General features: G+C 30.6%; 18 protein-coding genes. 7 read left to right on the top strand and 11 right to left on the bottom strand.

Features of this window, described 5'->3' with window-relative positions; translation table 11 throughout:
- Positions 1–2: 2 nt before the first annotated feature.
- Genes uvrC through uvrB form a run of 4 tightly spaced genes read right to left on the bottom strand, consistent with a single transcriptional unit; the run spans position 3 to position 5,152 of the window.
- A complete protein-coding gene (gene uvrC, locus ABXT56_RS05470; protein ID WP_415299703.1) occupies positions 3–1,838 on the bottom strand; it encodes an excinuclease ABC subunit UvrC in 1,836 nt (611 codons plus the stop codon).
- The gene (locus tag ABXT56_RS05465) at positions 1,825–2,250 is read right to left on the bottom strand and encodes a dihydroneopterin aldolase (protein ID WP_415299702.1); all 426 of its coding nucleotides are present in this window, start codon (positions 2,248–2,250) and stop codon (positions 1,825–1,827) included. The genes uvrC and ABXT56_RS05465 overlap by 14 nt, the downstream gene beginning before the upstream one ends.
- Positions 2,247–2,999, bottom strand: a complete 753-nt coding sequence (locus ABXT56_RS05460) for an SDR family oxidoreductase (RefSeq protein ID WP_415299701.1) — start codon at positions 2,997–2,999, stop codon at positions 2,247–2,249. Before ABXT56_RS05460 ends, ABXT56_RS05465 begins: the two co-directional genes overlap by 4 nt.
- Positions 2,981–5,152 carry an excinuclease ABC subunit UvrB gene (uvrB, locus tag ABXT56_RS05455; protein ID WP_415299700.1) on the bottom strand — a complete coding sequence of 724 codons (2,172 nt, stop codon included), beginning with the start codon at positions 5,150–5,152 and terminating at the stop codon, positions 2,981–2,983. Before uvrB ends, ABXT56_RS05460 begins: the two co-directional genes overlap by 19 nt.
- 35 nt (positions 5,153–5,187) lie before the next feature.
- Here uvrB and ABXT56_RS05450 point away from each other — a divergent pair, with 35 nt between their 5' ends.
- From ABXT56_RS05450 to ABXT56_RS05440, 3 genes are read left to right on the top strand one after another with little or no spacing between them, the layout of a single operon-like run.
- The gene (locus ABXT56_RS05450; RefSeq protein WP_415299699.1) at positions 5,188–6,387 is read left to right on the top strand and encodes a pyridoxal phosphate-dependent aminotransferase; all 1,200 of its coding nucleotides are present in this window, start codon (positions 5,188–5,190) and stop codon (positions 6,385–6,387) included.
- Positions 6,387–6,836 (top strand): YtoQ family protein, encoded by a 450-nt coding sequence (locus ABXT56_RS05445; RefSeq protein WP_020169694.1) that lies wholly within the window; start codon positions 6,387–6,389, stop codon positions 6,834–6,836. Before ABXT56_RS05450 ends, ABXT56_RS05445 begins: the two co-directional genes overlap by 1 nt.
- Positions 6,836–7,492 carry an NAD(P)H-binding protein gene (locus ABXT56_RS05440; protein WP_415299698.1) on the top strand — a complete coding sequence of 219 codons (657 nt, stop codon included), beginning with the start codon at positions 6,836–6,838 and terminating at the stop codon, positions 7,490–7,492. Before ABXT56_RS05445 ends, ABXT56_RS05440 begins: the two co-directional genes overlap by 1 nt.
- Here ABXT56_RS05440 and ABXT56_RS05435 read toward each other — a convergent pair.
- Entirely contained in the window at positions 7,484–8,506 is a 1,023-nt protein-coding gene (locus ABXT56_RS05435; RefSeq protein ID WP_415299697.1) for an NAD-dependent epimerase/dehydratase family protein, read from the bottom strand. The two genes, ABXT56_RS05440 and ABXT56_RS05435, sit on opposite strands and share 9 nt — an antisense overlap.
- A gap of 105 nt (positions 8,507–8,611) precedes the next feature.
- On the opposite strand from ABXT56_RS05435, the gene ABXT56_RS05430 reads away from it, so the two are divergent.
- Positions 8,612–8,995 (top strand): winged helix-turn-helix transcriptional regulator, encoded by a 384-nt coding sequence (locus ABXT56_RS05430; RefSeq protein ID WP_415299696.1) that lies wholly within the window; start codon positions 8,612–8,614, stop codon positions 8,993–8,995.
- A 38-nt stretch (positions 8,996–9,033) separates the two neighbouring features.
- Here the strand turns inward: ABXT56_RS05430 and ABXT56_RS05425 are convergent, their stop codons facing one another.
- The 4 genes from ABXT56_RS05425 to trxB all read right to left on the bottom strand — a co-directional run bounded on the left by ABXT56_RS05425 (position 9,034) and on the right by trxB (position 12,171).
- Positions 9,034–9,531, bottom strand: a complete 498-nt coding sequence (locus tag ABXT56_RS05425) for a tetratricopeptide repeat protein (RefSeq protein ID WP_415299695.1) — start codon at positions 9,529–9,531, stop codon at positions 9,034–9,036.
- Between the two features lie 67 nt (positions 9,532–9,598).
- Positions 9,599–10,546: an ADP-ribosylglycohydrolase family protein gene (locus tag ABXT56_RS05420; protein ID WP_415299694.1), complete on the bottom strand. Its 948-nt coding sequence runs from the start codon at positions 10,544–10,546 to the stop codon at positions 9,599–9,601.
- A gap of 5 nt (positions 10,547–10,551) precedes the next feature.
- Positions 10,552–11,226 (bottom strand): SDR family NAD(P)-dependent oxidoreductase, encoded by a 675-nt coding sequence (locus tag ABXT56_RS05415; protein WP_415299693.1) that lies wholly within the window; start codon positions 11,224–11,226, stop codon positions 10,552–10,554.
- The gene (gene trxB, locus ABXT56_RS05410; RefSeq protein ID WP_415299692.1) at positions 11,227–12,171 is read right to left on the bottom strand and encodes a thioredoxin-disulfide reductase; all 945 of its coding nucleotides are present in this window, start codon (positions 12,169–12,171) and stop codon (positions 11,227–11,229) included.
- A gap of 21 nt (positions 12,172–12,192) precedes the next feature.
- Here trxB and ABXT56_RS05405 point away from each other — a divergent pair, with 21 nt between their 5' ends.
- From ABXT56_RS05405 to ABXT56_RS05395, 3 genes are all read left to right on the top strand, one after another.
- On the top strand, positions 12,193–13,146 hold the full coding sequence (locus ABXT56_RS05405; RefSeq protein ID WP_415299691.1) for a mitochondrial fission ELM1 family protein: 954 nt from the start codon (positions 12,193–12,195) through the stop codon (positions 13,144–13,146).
- Positions 13,133–13,795 carry a hypothetical protein gene (locus ABXT56_RS05400; protein WP_415299690.1) on the top strand — a complete coding sequence of 221 codons (663 nt, stop codon included), beginning with the start codon at positions 13,133–13,135 and terminating at the stop codon, positions 13,793–13,795. The genes ABXT56_RS05405 and ABXT56_RS05400 overlap by 14 nt, the downstream gene beginning before the upstream one ends.
- Positions 13,796–13,971: 176 nt before the next feature.
- Positions 13,972–15,027 (top strand): D-alanine--D-alanine ligase, encoded by a 1,056-nt coding sequence (locus ABXT56_RS05395; protein ID WP_415299689.1) that lies wholly within the window; start codon positions 13,972–13,974, stop codon positions 15,025–15,027.
- Here ABXT56_RS05395 and carB read toward each other — a convergent pair.
- Together carB and carA are read right to left on the bottom strand one after the other, a co-directional pair.
- Positions 15,024–18,248 (bottom strand): carbamoyl-phosphate synthase large subunit, encoded by a 3,225-nt coding sequence (gene carB / locus ABXT56_RS05390; RefSeq protein WP_415299688.1) that lies wholly within the window; start codon positions 18,246–18,248, stop codon positions 15,024–15,026. The genes ABXT56_RS05395 and carB overlap by 4 nt on opposite strands.
- Positions 18,226–19,422 (bottom strand): glutamine-hydrolyzing carbamoyl-phosphate synthase small subunit, encoded by a 1,197-nt coding sequence (carA, locus tag ABXT56_RS05385; RefSeq protein WP_415299687.1) that lies wholly within the window; start codon positions 19,420–19,422, stop codon positions 18,226–18,228. Before carA ends, carB begins: the two co-directional genes overlap by 23 nt.
- Between the last annotated feature and the right edge of the window lie 50 nt (positions 19,423–19,472).

Raw genomic sequence — 19,472 nt, 5'->3', positions numbered from 1 at the left:
AATTATTCATGAAAAAAGTTATATATCTTTTTTGCAACTTTTTCTTCTACCCCTTCTACAGATTTTATTTCATCAAAACTAGCAGACTCAACCGATCTAGCTGATCCAAAATGGTTTAATAAGGCTCTTTTTCTTATAGCTCCAATACCATCAATTTGATCTAGTAATGATTTGGTGATTCCTTTAGCTCTTTTTGCTCTATGAGAGTTTATAGCAAATCTATGAGCTTCATCACGAAGTCTTTGCATAAAAAATAGAGTAGGATCATTTTTTTCAAACTTGAAAGACTTACCATTATAGAAAAAAGTTTCATCACCACTGTTTCTCATTTTACCCTTAGCAATGGCAATCATAGGTATATCGTGCAAGCCAAATTCATCTAATACTTCTTTGGCAGATGAATATTGTCCTTTTCCACCATCAATCAATATTAAATCAGGTAGTGTAAGATAATTTCCTTTTTCAAGCATTGCTCTCTTAAATCTTCTAGTCATAACTTCTTTTAACATTGCAAAATCATCCTGTTCAGCACCTTTTGTTTTAATATCAAATTTTCTATATCTTTTTTTAATAAATCCTTCATTTCCATAAGTTATCATTGCACCGATACTATTAGTTCCTGAAATGTGGCTGTTATCGTAAACTTCAACTAAGTTTACATTATTTCTAAGATCAAATTTTTTAGCTACTTCTTCAAACAAATTTTTATTATTATTAGTTTCATAAATCTTCCTGTTTAAAGATTCTTTGGCATTTTTTTCAGCCATAGCAATAACTTTAGCTTTGGTACCTTTTTTAGCAATGCTAATTGAGATATTATTATTTTCTTTTTTACTCAAAGTTTCTTCAATTAATTTCTTATCCTTAATATTTGAATTAATTATTATTAATTTAGGTACATTTTTGTTTTCATAAAACTGCATCAAAAAAGATGACATTATTTCTGTAATATCTTGGTCAGGATCATGTTTCGGAAAATAAGCTTGGTTACCCCAATTTTGTTTAGATCTATAAAAAAATACTTGAATACAAGTTTTACCAGATTCTTTAAAAGCTGCGACCACATCAGCATCCACAAGGTTGGCCTCATTAATTCTTTGTGAGGATTGAATTATATTTAATGATTTAATTTTATCCCTAAATATGGATGCTCTTTCAAAATCAAGTTTTTCACTTGCTTCTTCCATCTGTTTTGATAAATTTTTTTGAATATCTCTTGATTTACCTGAAACAAACTGAATAGCTTGATTGACAGATTTTTCATAATTTTCTTTATCAATATAATCAACACATGGACCAGAACATCTTTTTATTTGATAAAGTATGCAAGGTCTCTTTCTATTTTTAAAAGTAGAGTCGTCACAAACTCTTATTTGAAATATCTTTTGAAGCATTTTAATGGTCCAGTTTGCTGTCCCTGCTGAAGCAAAGGGTCCAAAATAAAAACCTTCTTTTTCTTTTTTACCCCTATGTTTTGTAACCTGTGGCCATTGATCTTTATTACTAATAAAAACAAATGGAAAAGATTTGTCATCTTTAAGCAATATATTGAACTTAGGTTTATGTTTTTTGATTAGATTTGCCTCTAAAAGTAGAGCTTCACTTTCGTTTGCAGTGGTAGTTATCTCTAATTTAAAAGTCTGAGATAACATTCGCTCAGTTCTAATAATATGGTTTTTTTCTGCAACGTAGCTTTTTAGTCTATTGGGTAAATTCTTAGCTTTTCCAACATATAAGATATCATCTTTATGATTGAGCATCCTATAAACTCCAGGGCTTTTCGGAATTAACGGTAGCTCTTTTCTAATTACGTCTTTGCCTAGTTCAGAACTTTTCATGACTTCTTTTTTTGGTAATTTGAATACCAACAGACGCACATTCTTTAATAATTTCTAATTTTTCAATCTGAAGCATTATTTTTCCAATTCGTTTATCCTTAAATAGTACATCAAAAACATCTTCTGCAAGAGTCTCTAAAAAATTATAATGTTTTTTTCTAGCAAGTTTTGTAATCAACTTTACTACTTGGCCATAATTAACAATTGATTTAATATCTTTATCATTTGTTGGTTTCTTATCTTCATAGTCAATTTCTAAGCTAAATTTTACTTTTTGAGTTTTTTCTTTCTCAAAATCATAGTAACCAAGCTTTAAATTTAGAATTAGTTCTTTGATTAAAATTTTCTTTTCGTAATTGAATAGACTTTTATTTTTATCTATTTTTACAACTTTTAGATTATTTTTTTTCATTCTTTACCTATTACATCTGGTGTTTGCCAGTTCAAGTTTTGACCACTATCGATGGCTAAGACTTGTCCCGTAATTGATCTGTTTTTGATGAAAAAGTCAACGGCATTACAAATTTCATTTACATCCACTTGCTTTCTTAAAGGTGTTGCTAAATATTGTTTTTTAAAGTGTTTATCCGTTTGTCTTTTATTTTTTATTGTTGGCCCAGGTGCAATCCCATTTACCCTTATATTTGGAGCCAAACTCATGGCTGAAGTTTTAGTTAAAGTATAAAGACCAGTTTTGCTTATTGTGTAAGAGAAGAAAAAAGGAGTAAGTTTAAATACTCTTTGATCTATTATATTAATTATATTGTTATTATTTCCCTTAATATTTTTAGCAAATTCCTTAGAGAGCAAAGCAGGTGTTCTTAAGTTTGTTCTTAAATGCTTGCCCCAACTATCTGTAGTAAAATTATCTAACTTATCATTTTCAAACAACGATGCATTGTTAATCAAACAGTCAAAATATTTTAACTTTAATTTTGCAAATTTGACTATTTTATTTACATCTGTTTCTTTACTTAAATCTCCTTTAACTAAATAAATTTTAGTACCATTTTTTTCTAATTCTTTTTTTAAAACTTCAGCCTTAGATTTTGATTGATTGTAATGAATCAATATTTCTTTATTAGGACCAGATAATTTTTTTGCTATCGCAGCACCAATTCTAGTAGCACCACCTGTTATGATTATTTTGTTTGCTTCCATTTTTTTTTACCTTTTTGTGCTCTTGTACCAGGTAAACCCATTTTTGACCTACCTTTAGGATACACTCTATTTTCTTGATTATAGTGTTTTACTTTCGGATTTAATATAATTTCTAACTCTGATGCCTCAAGGTTTCTAATTTCATCTCTAATTTTTGCAGCCTCTTCAAATTCAAGGTTTGTTGCAGCATTTTTCATTCTTTTATTTAGTTGTTTTAAATGTTTCTTTAAATTTCCACCAATATTGTCACCCGTTCCAACTTTGAGGTAATCTTTCTCATAAACACTTTCCAAAACATCGCTAATTTCTTTTTTAATTGAGGTTGCATCAATATTATGTTTTTTATTATAGGCAACCTGGATTGCTCTTCTTCTATCTGTTTCTTGAATTGCTTTTTTTATACTTTTAGTTTCTTTATCTGCATAAAGAATAACTCTTCCTTCAAGATTTCTTGCTGCTCTTCCAATAGTTTGAACTAAAGAAGTTTCAGATCTTAAAAAACCTTCTTTATCAGCATCCAAAATTCCAACTAAAGCACATTCAGGAATATCAAGTCCTTCCCTTAATAGGTTTATTCCAACCAATACATCAAAAACTCCAAGTCTTAGATCTCTCATAATTTCTATTCTCTCAAGTGTATCAATATCTGAGTGCAGATATCTGACCCTAATACCATTTTCATGAAAGTATTCAGTTAAATCCTCAGCCATTTTTTTTGTTAAAGTTGTAACCAATACTCTAAAATTTTTATCTATAGTTTTTTTACATTCATGCATTAAGTCATCCACTTGATTTTTGGCAGGTTTTATCTCAACAGGTGGATCAATTAAGCCAGTAGGCCTAATTATTTGCTCAACAAATTTACCTTTAACTTGATCTAATTCCCATGGACCTGGTGTAGCCGATACAAAAACAGTTTGTGTCCTCATCGCATCCCACTCTTCAAATTTAAGAGGTCTGTTATCCATACAAGATGGCAGTCTAAAACCATATTCTGCAAGGTTGCTTTTTCTAGATCTATCTCCCTTGTACATCCCATTTAATTGTGGAACAGTCACGTGACATTCATCTACAAAAATAATTGTATTATCTGGAAAGTATTCAAATAGAGTAGGGGGTGGCTCCCCAGGTTTTCGACCTGATAAAAATCTAGAATAATTTTCAATTCCAGCACAAGAACCAGTAGCTTCAATCATTTCTAAATCAAATTTTGTTCTCTCTTCTAAACGTTGGGCTTCTAGTAGCTTATTTTGTTCTTTAAATTTTTTTAGAGTAACTTCTAATTCTCTTTTAATTTTTATTACTGCCTGTTCAATTGTTGGCTTTGGAGTGATGTAGTGACTATTCGCATAAACTTTTATAACATCTAAATCTTTTAATAGGTCTCCTGTTAATGGATCAAATTCTTCAAGTTTTTCTAACTTATCTCCAAATAAACTTAATCTCCAAGCACGATCTTCAAGATGAGAGGGAAAAATTTCTAGATACTCTCCTCTAGCTCTAAAAGTTCCTCTATAAAAACTTTGATCATTTCTCTTATACTGTAAGGCAACTAAAGACTTTATTAATTGTTCCCGATTATAATCATAGCCTGTCTTTAGGCTTAGAGTCATTTTACTATAAGCTTCAACTGAACCTAACCCATAAATACAAGAAACACTTGAAACAATGATTACATCATCTCTTTCTAGTAAAGATCTAGTTGCTGAGTGACGCATTCTATCTATTTGTTCATTAATGGAAGCCTCTTTTTCAATATAAGTATCTGACCGTGGAACATAAGCCTCAGGTGTATAATAATCATAATAAGAGACAAAATATTCAACAGCGTTTTCTGGAAAAAAAGATTTCATTTCTCCATAAAGCTGAGCAGCTAGTGTTTTATTGGGAGCAAGTATTAATGCTGGTCTATTTGTTTTTTCAATTACTTGAGCCATCGTAAAAGTTTTTCCAGAACCAGTCACACCAAGTAAAACTTGGTTTAATTCATCTTTATTTGTACCACTAATCAATTGTTTTATTGCTTCAGGCTGATCTCCTGCTGGCTTAAAATCTGTTACAAGTTTAAACTTTTGTCCACCCTCTAGTTTTTGGTGAATCTCTGGATTTTTACTCTGTATATCTGTAATTAAATCTTGATAAGTATTTTGCATTATCTATAAAACTATTAGAATAAAAAAATATTTCAATGAGCATTATATCAGACAGTCTAAAAAAGATTAAACCATCCCCAACTATTGCTGTAACTCAAAAAGCAAGAGAGTTAAAAGCTGCTGGAAAAGACGTGATAGGTCTCGGAGCAGGAGAGCCCGATTTTGATACACCAGATAACATTAAACAAGCGGCTATAAAAGCCATTAATGACGGTGATACCAAATATACAGCCGTTGATGGAACTCCAGCATTAAAAAAAGCTATAGTAGAAAAATTCAGAAGAGAAAATCATCTAGACTATACTGCTGATCAAATCACAGTTGGAGCAGGTGGAAAGCATGTCATTTATAATGCCATGATGGCAACTTTAAATGAAGGAGATGAAGTTATTGTTCCAGCTCCTTATTGGGTTTCTTATCCTGATATGGTTTTACTAGCTGGTGGAACCCCAGTTATTTTAGAGTGTAATGAAAAACAAGGATTTAAAATTAACCCAACTGAATTAGAAAAATATATAACTCCAAAAACAAAGTGGATCATATTAAATTCACCATCTAATCCTACGGGTGCCTGTTATTCAGAAAATGATATTAGAGAAATTGCCAAAGTATTAATCAAGCATCCAAATGTTCATATTTTAAGTGATGATATTTATGAGCACGTAATTTATGAAGGTTTTAAGTTTTTTACTATTGCTCAAATTGAAGAATTAAAAGAAAGAGTTCTTACAATGAATGGTGTGAGCAAAGCTTATTCAATGACTGGTTGGAGAATAGGGTATGCAGCTGGTCCAAAAGAAATTATTAAAGCAATTGCTAAAATACAATCACAATCAACAACTAACCCATCTTCAATTAGTCAAGCTGCAGCAGTTGAAGCTTTAAATGGAACACAAGATTTTATAAAAGAAAGAGCAACTTCTTTTCAAGAAAGAAGAGATTTTGTTGTTAAAGCATTAAATGAAATTGATGGAATTGAATGTTTAAATCCAGAGGGCGCATTTTATGTTTTCCCAAGCTGCAAAGGGTTAATTGGAAAAAAAGATATAAGTGGTAAAGAGCTTAAGATAGATACTGATTTTGTTCAGTCTTTATTAGAAAATAGTGGTGTAGCAGTAGTTCAAGGCTCTGCATTTGGCCTCGAGGGATTTTTTAGAATTTCTTATGCTACTTCTATGGAAAATCTTAAAAAAGCATTAGAAAAAATATCCACTTTTTGTAAAAGTTTAAACTAATGTTAAACGTATATTTAGCAGGTGAAATTCATAGTAATTGGCGAGAAGAAATTATTCAACTTTGTGAAAAAGAGAAATTAGATGTTAAATTTACCTCTCCTATCACTGATCATGAGGCCTCAGATAATTGTGGTGTAGAAATCTTAGGAGCTGAAGAAAAAAATTTTTGGAAAGATAGAAAGGGTGCCAATATTAACTCCATTAGAACCAAGAAATCTATTCAAGATTGTGATGTAATTATTGTTAAGTTTGGTGAAAAATTTAAGCAATGGAATGCAGCATTTGATGCGGGTTATGCTACAGCACTTAATAAATCTATGATTGTTATTCATAACGACGATCATCAACACGCCCTTAAAGAAGTAGATGGCTCAGCTGCAGCTGTTGCATCAGATCAAAAACAAGCTTTTCGTATATTAAAATATATTTTGCAAGGATCCTTAAAGTAGTGAAAACAGCATTATTATTTGGGTCATCGGGCTTAGTTGGAGGTCACCTCCTTAATCAATTAATTAAAGACACTAATTACTCTAAAATAAAATTATTTGTTCGTTCAGTTCCTGAAATTAGTGATCCAAAAGTAGAGATTATTAAGACCGATTTTAACAACTTACAAAATCACAAAGAAGATATCAAAGGTGATGATTGCCTCTTTTGTATTGGTACAACTAAAAAAAATTCCCCTGATAAAGACGAATATAAAAGGGTTGAACTTGATGTTCCTAAAGAAGTTGCAAAAATTGCAAAATCAAATTTGGTTAACTCATTTATTTTTGTTTCTGCATTGTATGCAAACCCCAAGAGTTCGGGAGAATACATAAGATTTAAAGGATTAGTAGAAGAAGAGTTAAAAGAACTTAATTTTCCAAAACTTGGAATAATGAGACCATCCTTTTTAATAGGAAATAGAAAAGAAAAGAGAGTAAGTGAAACAATAGGTATCTTTGTTTTTAAGTTACTTTCTCCATTACTTTTAGGTCCTCTAAAGAAAATGAAACCTATTCATTCAGAAATTGTTGCAAAAACTATGATTAGAGCTGCAAATGAAAACTTAGAAAAAAATGTTTTTGAGTCGAATGAAATCGATGAATTAGTTTTAAACTAACCCTAATCTCACAACAGATTTAGCAGTTTCAGATATGCAACCTTTTGCAGGATTAAATTTTAATCCCAATAACTCTTCGGCATAGGTTGTGTCAGTTTGCATTACAATCTCAAGATCTGGAATTAAAGTTTTAGCACTTGAGTCAAACAAACTAATTAATTTAACCATAAAATTTGGTAGTTCTTTTTTGGGAAGTTTTTTCGCATACTCTGGCATTGCTTCAGCCATTATTTGGGATAACTCAATTAGTTTTTTTACTTCTTTTCCAACAATTAATCTTCTACCACCAACCTTGGTATTTCCAATACAAGCAACATGTGCTTTTGCAACATCTTTTACATCCGAAATCAAAATTCCCCATTTAGGTGCTGCTGGAAATTTGCCTTTTAGAAACCGTCTAACATATTCAATTGAAGTTCCTCCTTTTTTATCAAGAGCGTCACCAAATACTCCACCAGGATTAATCATGGTTAATTTATTTTTTAATCCTTTGCTCTCCATTAGTTCCCACGCTGCTTTTTCAGCTTTTGTTTTTGATAAAAAGTAATCGTTTACTCCCTCTTTCCAGTTTTCATCTGTCCAATCATTTTCGTTAAATGAATATGGATTACTTCTGTTAGGTTTTCTGAACATAGCTGCAATTGAAGAGGTAACTATAAATTGTTCAACATCAGCATTTAAACCTGCATTTAAAACTCTCAGCGTTCCATCTACAGCAGGTGCTAATAAACTATTTCTATTATTAGAAACTTTAAAAGGAAATGGAGATGCAAGATGCATTATATATTTACAATCTTGAGCCGCTTCATTCCATCCATCATCTTTTAAAAGGTCCAATTCAACAAAAGATAATTTATCTATAGAAGCATGCTGACTTATAGTTTCTTTAGTTTGTTCAATTAAAGTATTGTTTCTAACAGTTCCTAAAACCTCATATCCAGCATTTAACAATTCTATTGTAGTATGTTTTGCTATCCAGCCACTTATTCCAGTTAATAATACTTTATTTGTCATTTTGTTGTTCCTTTTAATTAAATCTTTGTTTTACTATATATGGACATAAATAATTTTTTATCAACTAATTATAAGTTTACTAGTCACTTAAAAGTTACTTAAATCATGACTGGTCATTTTTTGTTATTAGTTTACAAAAGAGATATGGAAAAAATTAATCAAAAACAACCATGTCCTTTTTCAAACGTTATGGAATTATTAGGAGGAAAATGGAAAATTTTTATTATTGCAAGAATCCATGAAAATAAGAAAATAAGATTTAATGAGCTTAAAAGATTAGTAAATAATATCAGTCCCCAAGTGATGGCAAGAAAACTTGATGAAATGAGAAAAGATGGTTTGGTTGTTAAAATTATTAATAAATCTCAAAACGTAGAATATAAATTAAGTGAATTTGGAAATTCAGCAATACCAATAATATCTGCTTTAAAAAAATGGAGCTTAGGTAGAAAAAAAGAAATTTCAAAAATAGTTCAATTGACTAAGTAATATTATTTTTGACTGAAGATTTTTTTAGGCTTTTGTTTTTAGTATTTTGATTTTCTTATTCCCTGTATGATTTCTCTTAATTGATCATATTCTTTACAATTACAATTTTCTAAAATTTTTAGTCTCTCTTTTGCAAGATCAATACGATTTGTAACTACATATAATTCACCCAAATATTCGTTTATGCCAATATGATTTGGTTCGATTGCTAAACCTTGAAGATAAAACTTTTCACCATTTTCATAGTCACCAAGTTTTCTTGTAGTAAAACCTAAATAATTTAGAGTATCAGGGTTATTTGGTTTTTCTTTATTTGATTTAATTAATAATTTAAGAGCTTTTTCATAACTTTTATTTGCTTTTTTAATCTTATCTTTTTTTTCATACTTTTTAGCTGACTTAATAAGAACAACTGCTTTTTCATAACTTGTTTTAGTTTTAGAATTGTCATTAGAGTTATCACTTGAGCCTGCTGAATAAGAATTTACTGACAGTACTAGCAGTAGCAAAAAGGTAAAAAATATTTTTTTAATCATTGGTACATGTATAATTGTCTAGTATAAATCTTAAAGTCTAATTAGAAATTTTAATGACGCAGCAATATTACTGTTGACTCAAGATCTTTTTAGCTGGATATGTCTTTCTTATCCAAGATTTGGGAATAGAATTAACACCTTTTAAAGCTGCAAAATAAGCTCCAATAAAATTAACTCTAGAACAGTTGCAACCACCAGCTTTAATAGTTCTTAAAATAGCACCTTTATAATTTGTTGAATTAATAATTGAGTGAATTGAGCTGTTAAAAGTCCCAGGATAACTACATGCCATTCCTAATTTTTTAACTACTATTGGGTGTGGTTTTGATTTTAATCTTTTTACTTTTTTAATATCCTCAACAACACTTTTAAAATATGTATTTTTGTTAAATTTTTTTAAGAATTCATTTATTGGATCTTTAGCACCCTTTAGAGCCAAATCTATTAGATGAAACTTAGCTAAAGCATATTTAAGGCTTATTTTTGAAACAGTAACTGTTGAGATAATCTTTTTTAAGCTATTAAAATCATATCCATATAAAAAATAGGGTAGAGCAGCACAATAACCATCAGACTCATTAACTTTAGCACCACCTGTTAATTTCTTTCTAGCTTTAATGTTTTTAACTGTTTCAATAATATTTTGGTGTATCCAGGGCCCTTTAATTATACCTCGCCAATCTTTAACTTTTCTATATTTAGCTCTTAGATTAAGGTTTTTCCAATAAATACTTCCTGGACCAAAGTTTTTAGTAATATTTTTTTTAAATCTTTCTTCTATATTTTCATGTCCTTCAATCAGTGTTTGAAACATGACTTGACCTACTTGATTATAACCTGAAACCTTTCCAGTTTTAATATTGTAAAAAGGACTTTTATTATTTTTTAAGAAGGTAAAATCTTTCTTTCCTTTAATATAAGTTAGTAGTTTTTTTTGATTATAAACCCAATGCAAGGGTCTTGCTGCAGCATCTGCAACTGTTGCTCCCAAAAAAACATGTAGATTATTTTTCATTAGATTTAAAATTTCTCAACAGATGTTCTTAATTGAGTTTCCCAAGACCATGTACTTTTATCTTGGTTGTGAAACTGAAGATATACTTTTGCAATTTCATCAGGATGTATAGTCTTATATGATCCATAATTTTCTTTGCCAATACCACCATCGATAATAAAATGTCCAATATGAATGTTTTGAGGATGTAATTCTCTTGCTAATGATTGGGCTAAGCCCCTTAAACCAAACTTGCCCATTGCGAAAACAGATGACTCTGGAAAACCTTTTATACTTGCGGTAGCCCCTGTAAAAAAAATACTTCCACGTTTTTTTTTAAGCATTCTTTTTGCCGCTTGTTGAGCTACTAAAAAGCCACCATAACATGTAATATCAATTGCTTCATGTGCTTTTTTGGGATCCAGATCAACTATACTTCCTCCAAGACTTTTTGAAGGATTATAGATTACCAAATTAGGATCACCAATTATTTTGTCAGTTTTCTTAAATAAGTTTGTTACACTTTTAATGTTAGTGGCATCACATTTAATTGTGTTAGCACCAATTTCTTTTTTTAAATTTTGAAGTTTTTCAATATTTCTTGCAGCCAGAACAACTTTCATTCCCTTTGATGCACATAACTGAGCCAAAGATGCACTCAATCCACTTCCAGCTCCAACAATTAAAACTGACTCATTCATTTATGAAGATAAATGTTTTTCTGCTTCAAGTGCTGCCATACAGCCCATTCCAGCAGCAGTAACCGCTTGTCTAAAAGTTTTATCTTTAACATCACCTGCAGCATAAACTCCAGGTATATTGGTTTCAGTAGAATCTGGTTTAGTTATTAAATAACCTTCTTTATCCATATCTAATTGCTCTTTAAATAAAGCTGTTGCTGGATCGTGACCAATTGCAATAAATAAGCCATCTATTTTCATTTCTTCAATCTTATTAGTTTTTAAATTTTTAATTTTAATAGCTTTTACATTTTTAGGTTCGCTGTCTCCAATAACCTCTTCAACAGCACTATCCCAAATAATTTCAATTTTTTTATTTTCCATTAATTTTTTCTGAAGTAGTTTTTCTGCTCTTAAAGTATCTCTTCTATGAATTAATTTTACTTTTGATGCAAATTTAGTAAGAAACATGGCTTCTTCAACAGCAGCGTTACCACCGCCAACAACTGCTACAACTTTTTCTTTAAAGAAAAAACCATCACATGTTGCACACGCAGAAACACCAAAGCCTCTATAAGCTTGTTCCGATTCTAAGTTTAGCCATCTTGCTTGAGCACCTGTAGAAATTATAATGCTATCTGCAGTATATTTTTGTCCACTATCACCAACAGCTTCAAAAGGTACGGATTTTAAATTTACTGATCCGATATGATCTTCAATCATTTCAGTACCTACTGCTTTTGCTTGATCTTTCATTTGATCCATTAACCATGGACCTTGAATTACATCTGAGAATCCTGGATAATTTTCAACATCTGTTGTTGTCGTTAATTGCCCACCAGGTTCAGAGCCATATACTAAAACAGGGCTTAGCATTGCTCTTGCCGCATAAACTGCAGCTGTGTATCCAGCAGGACCGGATCCTATTATTAACACTTTTGTGTGTTTTGTTGGATTATCACTCATACAAAAGTTATATAAGGATAAATGACAAAATTAAAAGGGTTATTATTGACAGAGGGCATGCACGGCATGATTAGCCAAGTTGAAGGTCTAGCTAAAGCTCTTGATTTAGATTTTATACACGAGAAGATTGAACTTAATAATTTTTGGAAATTATTTCCACCAAAATTAACACCTGTTCAAGATTTTGTTTTTAAAAATAAAATTAATAACGAGTTTGATATTGTTATTTCTTGTGGAAGAAAAAGTGTAATCCCATCAATTTATTTAAAGAAAAAATTTAAGAGTAAAATCATAAATATTCATATTCAAGAACCTAAGGTCTCATTAGATAATTTTGATTTTGTAGTTGCGCCCGAACACGATGGTTTAAAAGGTAGCAATGTATTGACAAGCAAAGGAGCAGTACATTATTTAACAAATGGTGAATTAGATGAAAATGAAAATTATTTAAAAACCAGAATTAACAGTCAAAAGAAAATCGTTACCCTAGTACTAGGAGGGCCTACTAGATATTATGATTATAATAATCAAGTCATAGAGGGTATTTTCTCAAAAATTGAGCAAAATTTCCTAAAAAATAATTATCAAGCAATTATTATTCCCTCAATGAGAACTCCTCAGAATATAATTGAAAAAGCTAAGAATTATTTTGATAAAGATCAAATCATAATACCCAATGTTGATAAAAAAGCTTATCTTTCTTCATTAAAAATATCAGACCATATTGTTGTTACTTGCGACTCTACTTCAATGATTTCAGAAGCTGCAATTACTGGAAAACCAATTTATGTAGCTCAAATGCCAGCGATTAAAAATAATCAAAGGTTTAAAAGTTTTTTTAATTTATTTGAGTCTTTAAATATAATAAAAGAATTGAATAATTCTGTTGAAAACTGGACTTATACTAAATTAAATGAAACTAACAAAATAGCTGAACAAATAAGAGAAAAAATAAAACAACATGACTTTTCTTAATTCAATTTTAAATAACTCCAAGGAACATAACGATCCTTTTAAACATTGGGAGTATAATGATGCTTTAACCGATGGGGCTATTGAGGAAATTATCAAAGCTGACATACCAGATGTTAGCAAGAATAATTTAACCTATGATGGCACGAGAGCAATTGATGGTGGTGCAGCAGAATTCAGAGAAGGTATTGCATCTGGAGGACAGGCAATTAAATTTAGATGTTTTATTACAAAAGAAAATGCAGATGCATTTCCACATTTAGTTAAATTTATTAATGAATTACAATCAAAAAAAACTCATGAAACTATTTCCAAGATGATCAACAAAGATTTATCTAACTCATGTGTAAGAGTTGAAGTTATTTGTGATAGAGAGGGTTTTTGGCTAAAACCACATTGCGATATTAAAGAAAAATTATTATCAGGCTTAATATTTGTTAATAATGCAAACGAGTCTGAAAACTTGGGTACTGATTTTTATAATGAAAAATTAGAAAAAGTTAAGACTGTTCCTTATAAAAATAACTATGGATATCTATTCTCTAGTGGTCCAAATACCTGGCACGGCATGGAAAAAAAAGAGATTGTTAAAGAAAGACGTTGTTTACAGGTAAATTATGTAACTTTTCCTACAGATTGGAAAGTCGAGTAGCATTAAAACATTAAAGACTTGTATCTATCAATCATTATAGGGCGTATACTTAGTTTTTTAGATACTGCCAGATAATTTTACACTTCATTACTTAGGCAATAATTTTTTAGAAAACAACTTTATTAGAAGAGTTCATCATTCATGTGTTTTTACGTGGGTTATGTATTGAGTTTATTATGATTATAAAAGATATAGCAAAACAAGGAATTCCAGAAATAGGTAATATTTTACCTTTAAAAAAAAATAATATTATTCCAATAAAAATTAGTAAGACTATAGAAATAGTCGTAGTTCCTAATTTGGGTGAGGTAAACTCACATCAAGATAATGTTGGAATCATCATAGAAGAAAAAAATGTTCTAAGGATTTTATCTAAACGATATAAAAATGTTTTAATTACTGAAATTAACTCCGAAGAAGATCTTGAAGCCCTAGTTAAAAGAAAGCCTGATTTAGTATTCTCTGGTGTTAAGTATTTCTTTTTTAATAATAAGAAAATATGGCTAAATGATTATTTAGAGATGTTTGAAATTCCATATATCGCCTCAAGTAAAGCAGCTCTTGATAATGAAAGTGATAAAAATAGAGCAAAGAAGATTATGCAAAAAAATAATATTAAAACTGCAGATTTTTTTATAACAAACCCTAGTGAATATTTAACTGAAAGTTCAATACCAATAAAATTTCCTCTTTTTATAAAACCAGTAACTGGTGGAGATAGTAGAGGGGTTGATAAAAATTCAATTGTATTTAATTTTGAAGATTTTACCTCAAAGGTATTAGATATTAAGACAAAACAAAACTCACCTTCTTTAGTTGAAACATATTTAGCAGGAAAAGAATATAGTGTAGGTATTTTTGAAGATAGTATTGATGGAACATTAAGAGCTATGCCAATTGAAATTATTGTAAAAGAAAATGTAGATGGTCATTGTATTCTTGATTTTAATGTTAAAAAAAATGATGAAGAGAGTGTAATTCTTGTTTCTGATATTGTAGTTTTTGACAAACTTTCAAAACTTGCAAAAGACTCGTTCAGAGCTCTAGGTGGCAAATCTTTAGGTAGAATAGATATTAAAATGGATCACTTAGGGGTTCCTCATTTTATAGAAGCAAATTTAATGCCAGGTCTTCGAAAAGGATATTTCTATAGATCGTGTGTACTAAATCTTGATATGAGTTATGAAGATATGATTTTCAGTATTGCAAATACTGGGTTGTCTTCACATTAAATATCTTGAAGTGCGGTTACTGTAATCTCTTTTGTTTTTAAAGATCTAATCCCCATCAAACAAGCTTGAGCAGTAGACATGTTTGTACAATAAGGAACTTTATTACCTAGCGTTGCCCTTCTTAAAGCCATTGCATCATGAAGACGATGCTCACTATTTCCACCACCTGTATTAATAACTAAAGCAATTTTTTTAGAATTTAGTACATCAACAATATGAGGTGATCCTCCACTAACCTTGTTTATCGTTTTGCATTTTATTCCATGTTCACGAATGTATTCTGCAGTTCCACCTGTTGCACATAAAGTAAAATTTAATTTTATTAATTGTTTTGCCAAATCTACACCTTCATCTTTATGGCCATCTTTGAGAGAAATAAATGCTAGACCCTTTGTTGGTAATGAGTTTGAAGCTGCAATTTGGCTTTTTGCATAAGCCATACCAAAATCCTTATCAAATCCCATAACTTCACCTGTTGATTTCATCTCAGGCCCCAATAATAAGTCGCTATTTGGGAATTTATTGAAAGGAAATACTGCCTCTTTAACTGCAAACAGGTTTTTGTTTTTACCCTTTAGATTAAATTTAGATAATTTTTCACCAGCCATTACACGTGATGCAATTTTAGCAAGAGGAAGACCTTTTGCTTTAGATACAAAAGGAACTGTTCTACTTGCTCTTGGATTTACTTCAATTACATAAATTTCATCATTTTTAATAGCAAATTGAATGTTCATAAAACCTTTAACATTTAAAGCTAAAGCTAATTTTTTTGTTTGAACTTCTATTTCAGTTATCAGCTTTGGTTTAATTGATATAGGGGGTAAAGAACATGCAGAATCCCCAGAGTGAATACCCGCTTCCTCTATATGTTGCATGATACCTGCAACAAATACTTGTTTGCCATCAGATATCGCATCAACATCCACTTCCATAGCGTGACTAATAAACTTATCTATTAATATCGGATTATCTTCTGCGGCTTTAAATGCTTCTTCTACAAAGTTTTTTAATTGGCTTTTTTCATGAACAATTTCCATTGCTCTTCCGCCCAGAACATAAGAAGGTCTGACCATTAAAGGTAGTCCAATTTTTTCAGCAATTTGAATGGCTTGCTTGTAAGTTTTGGCAATACCACTTTCAGCTTGTTTTAATTTTAATCTATCAAGTAACTTTCTAAATCTATCTCTATCTTCAGCAAGATCTATTGAGGTGTACTGTGTACCTAAAATGGGAAGCTTGTTGTCATGTAGAAACTTTGCAAGTCTTATAGGAGTTTGCCCACCAAACTGAGCTATGATCCCCACAAGATTTCCTTTTTGTTGTTCTTTTTTAATAATATTATAAACATACTCTTCTTTAAGAGGTTCAAAATAAAGCCTGTCACTTGTATCGTAGTCTGTTGAAACCGTTTCTGGATTACAATTAATCATTATAGTTTCAAAACCACTATCTTTAAGAGCATAACTTGCTTGGCAACAACAATAATCAAACTCAATACCTTGGCCTATACGGTTTGGTCCACCGCCTAAAATTATAATTTTTTTTCTTGAAGAGGGCTCTGCTTCACATTCCGTATTTAAAGCATAGTTTCTTTGATATGTTGAATACATATAAGGAGTGAACGATTTAAATTCCGCAGCACAGGTATCTACTTTTTTGTAAACCGGTAATACTTTTAAAGCAGTTCTTTTTTTTCTAACAATATCTTCAGGAATTTTCGTGATTTCAGATAATTTTTTATCAGAAAAGCCTATTGATTTAATTCTATTAAATTCATTGTAGTCTTTAGGGAGACCTTTTTTTTGTATTTGATTTTCCTCATCAACAATTTCTTTTATTTGCTCTAAAAACCAAGGGTCTATCTTACAAAGTTGGTGAATTCTTTTAATATTTATTTTTTTTCTAAACGCTTCAGCAGCTAACAATATCCTGTTTGGAATATTTTTTTTAAGTTCTTTTTCTATTTCTTTTTTATTTAATAAAAAAATTCGATCTAAGCCTGAAAAGCCAATTTCAAGAGAAACTAATGCTTTTTGCAGAGATTCTTTAAAGTTTCTACCAATTGCCATCGCTTCACCAACTGACTTCATTGAAGTTCCGAGAATTGCCTCAGAAGTAGAGAATTTTTCAAAGGTAAACCTTGGTATTTTGGTTACCACATAATCAATACTTGGCTCAAAAGAAGCAGGTGTTGTTTTAGTAATTTCATTTTTTAATTCATCAAGTGTGTAGCCGACAGCTAATTTTGCTGCAACTTTTGCAATTGGAAATCCTGTTGCTTTAGACGCAAGAGCTGAAGATCTCGAAACTCTTGGGTTCATTTCAATGATAACCATTCTGCCATCTTTAGGATTGATTGCAAATTGAACATTTGATCCACCTGTTTCTACTCCAATTTTTCTAAGACAAGCAATTGATGCATTTCTCATAACTTGGTATTCTTTATCCGTAAGTGTTAGGGCAGGTGCAACTGTAATTGAATCTCCAGTGTGAATTCCCATTGGGTCTATGTTTTCAATAGAACAAATAATAATACAGTTGTCTTTTTTATCTCTGACAACTTCCATTTCAAATTCTTTCCAACCTTCAAGGCATTCTTCAATTAAAACCTGACTAACAGGGGATTCGTGTAAACCATCTTTAACTATTTTTAGATACTCTCGTTCAGTTTTGGCAATTCCTCCACCTAAACCACCCAAAGTAAATGCAGGTCTAATGATTGCAGGTAATCCAATTTGTTTTAAAGCTTTTGCTGCATTTCTAATATGATTTACCACTTTAGATTTTGGTAAGTCCAGACCAATATCTAACATGTTTTTTCTAAATTTTTTTCTATCCTCCGCATTAGAGATTGCCTTAGAATTTGCACCAATTAACTCAATCTTGTATTTTTTAAGAATTCCTTTTTTCCCCGCTTCCATTGCTAAATTCAAAGCAGTTTGGCCACCCATTGTTGGTAAGATTGCATCAGGTTTTTCTTTTTTTAGAATTTTCTCTAATACCTCTAAAGTTATAGGCTCAATATAGGTTTTATCCGCAACACCAGGATCCGTCATGATAGTTGCTGGATTAGAATTAATTAAAATAACTTTATAACCTTCATCTTTAAGAGCCTTACAGGCTTGTGTCCCCGAGTAGTCAAACTCACAGGCTTGACCAATGATTATTGGTCCAGCACCAACGACCAGTATAGTTTTAAGATCTTTTCTTTTTGGCATTTTTTTTTATGTTGTTAATAAATTCTTCAAATAAGTAAACACTATCTTGCGGTCCTGGATTTGATTCAGGGTGATATTGAACAGAAAAAACAGGTTTATTTTTTAATCTAATTCCTTCAATACAATTATCAAATAAAGATTTATGAGTTATTTCAATATTTTTTGGTAATGTTGCTCTTACAATTTCAAAGCCATGGTTTTGACTAGTGATTTCGACATTATCTTTAATTAAGTTTTTAACTGGATGATTAGCACCTCTATGACCTAGTTTCATTTTTTTAGTTTTTGCACCAAGTGCTAAGGCTAGAATTTGATGACCAAGACAAATACCAAAAATAGGTAAATTATTTTTAATTAATTCTTTAATAATTTCAATTGCATATTTACCAGTTGCTGCAGGGTCACCAGGGCCATTAGATAAAAAGAGCCCATTTGGCTTTAATTTAAGGATGTCTTTAGCGCTCGTTTTGCATGAAACCACTGTTACTTTACAATTAAAATTTGAGAAATATCTTAGGATATTTTTCTTAATTCCAAAATCAATAGCAACAACATGTAATGAATTTTTCTTATTTTTTAAGCAACCAGTTTCTTTTTTCCAAGTTTTAAAACCAGACCAAATATAATTTTTTTTAGTAGTGACTTGTTCTGCCAAATCTAAATTATTTAATCCACTCCATTTTGTTGTAATATTTGCTAATTTGCTAATATTGAAATTACCTTTATTAGAAAAGGAAATGGTACCTTTAGGGGCTCCTTTATCTCTAATATAATTAGTTAAACCTCTCGTATCCAAACCAGTGATCCCAACAATTTTATTTTTTTTTAACCACAGGTCTAAATTAACTAAAGATCTATAATTAGAAGGGTTTGTTATTTCAGAATTAAAAATTACACCTTTTGTCCAAACTTTATCAGACTCTAAATCTTGCTTGTTAGTCCCAACATTACCAACATGAGGAAAGGTAAAATTGATAATTTGTCCAGCATAAGAGGGATCCGAAATAATTTCTTGATATCCTGTTAGAGAAGTATTGAAACACACTTCACCCGTCGCCGTTCCTTGATAGCCAATACCAACTCCTTTAAAGATAGTTTTATTTTCAAGAACTAAAAGGCCTGTATGAATCTGTGAGATTTTGTTAGAGCTAATTTTTTTTGCTTTTTTGTTCAATTACAACTCATGAGTTAAAGGTTAATACAATAAAACCCTAATTATCGCAA

Origin of the sequence: Candidatus Pelagibacter sp. Uisw_134_02 (assembly GCF_047720265.1) — a bacterium.
Classification (GTDB): domain Bacteria; phylum Pseudomonadota; class Alphaproteobacteria; order Pelagibacterales; family Pelagibacteraceae; genus Pelagibacter.
This window is presented reverse-complemented; position numbering and strand designations above follow the sequence as displayed.

What these genes read in the sequence shown, in the direction of transcription:
- ABXT56_RS05450 (WP_415299699.1), top strand. Translation starts at nt 5,188, where the DNA reads ATGAGCATTATATCAGACAGTCTAAAAAAGATTAAACCATCCCCAACT.
- uvrB (WP_415299700.1), bottom strand. Translation starts at nt 5,152, where the DNA reads ATGCAAAATACTTATCAAGATTTAATTACAGATATACAGAGTAAAAAT.
- ABXT56_RS05395 (WP_415299689.1), top strand. Translation starts at nt 13,972, where the DNA reads ATGATTATAAAAGATATAGCAAAACAAGGAATTCCAGAAATAGGTAAT.
- ABXT56_RS05460 (WP_415299701.1), bottom strand. Translation starts at nt 2,999, where the DNA reads ATGGAAGCAAACAAAATAATCATAACAGGTGGTGCTACTAGAATTGGT.
- ABXT56_RS05445 (WP_020169694.1), top strand. Translation starts at nt 6,387, where the DNA reads ATGTTAAACGTATATTTAGCAGGTGAAATTCATAGTAATTGGCGAGAA.
- uvrC (WP_415299703.1), bottom strand. Translation starts at nt 1,838, where the DNA reads ATGAAAAGTTCTGAACTAGGCAAAGACGTAATTAGAAAAGAGCTACCG.
- ABXT56_RS05420 (WP_415299694.1), bottom strand. Translation starts at nt 10,546, where the DNA reads ATGAAAAATAATCTACATGTTTTTTTGGGAGCAACAGTTGCAGATGCT.
- ABXT56_RS05435 (WP_415299697.1), bottom strand. Translation starts at nt 8,506, where the DNA reads ATGACAAATAAAGTATTATTAACTGGAATAAGTGGCTGGATAGCAAAA.
- trxB (WP_415299692.1), bottom strand. Translation starts at nt 12,171, where the DNA reads ATGAGTGATAATCCAACAAAACACACAAAAGTGTTAATAATAGGATCC.
- ABXT56_RS05400 (WP_415299690.1), top strand. Translation starts at nt 13,133, where the DNA reads ATGACTTTTCTTAATTCAATTTTAAATAACTCCAAGGAACATAACGAT.
- ABXT56_RS05415 (WP_415299693.1), bottom strand. Translation starts at nt 11,226, where the DNA reads ATGAATGAGTCAGTTTTAATTGTTGGAGCTGGAAGTGGATTGAGTGCA.
- ABXT56_RS05425 (WP_415299695.1), bottom strand. Translation starts at nt 9,531, where the DNA reads ATGATTAAAAAAATATTTTTTACCTTTTTGCTACTGCTAGTACTGTCA.
- ABXT56_RS05465 (WP_415299702.1), bottom strand. Translation starts at nt 2,250, where the DNA reads ATGAAAAAAAATAATCTAAAAGTTGTAAAAATAGATAAAAATAAAAGT.
- ABXT56_RS05405 (WP_415299691.1), top strand. Translation starts at nt 12,193, where the DNA reads ATGACAAAATTAAAAGGGTTATTATTGACAGAGGGCATGCACGGCATG.
- ABXT56_RS05430 (WP_415299696.1), top strand. Translation starts at nt 8,612, where the DNA reads ATGACTGGTCATTTTTTGTTATTAGTTTACAAAAGAGATATGGAAAAA.
- carB (WP_415299688.1), bottom strand. Translation starts at nt 18,248, where the DNA reads ATGCCAAAAAGAAAAGATCTTAAAACTATACTGGTCGTTGGTGCTGGA.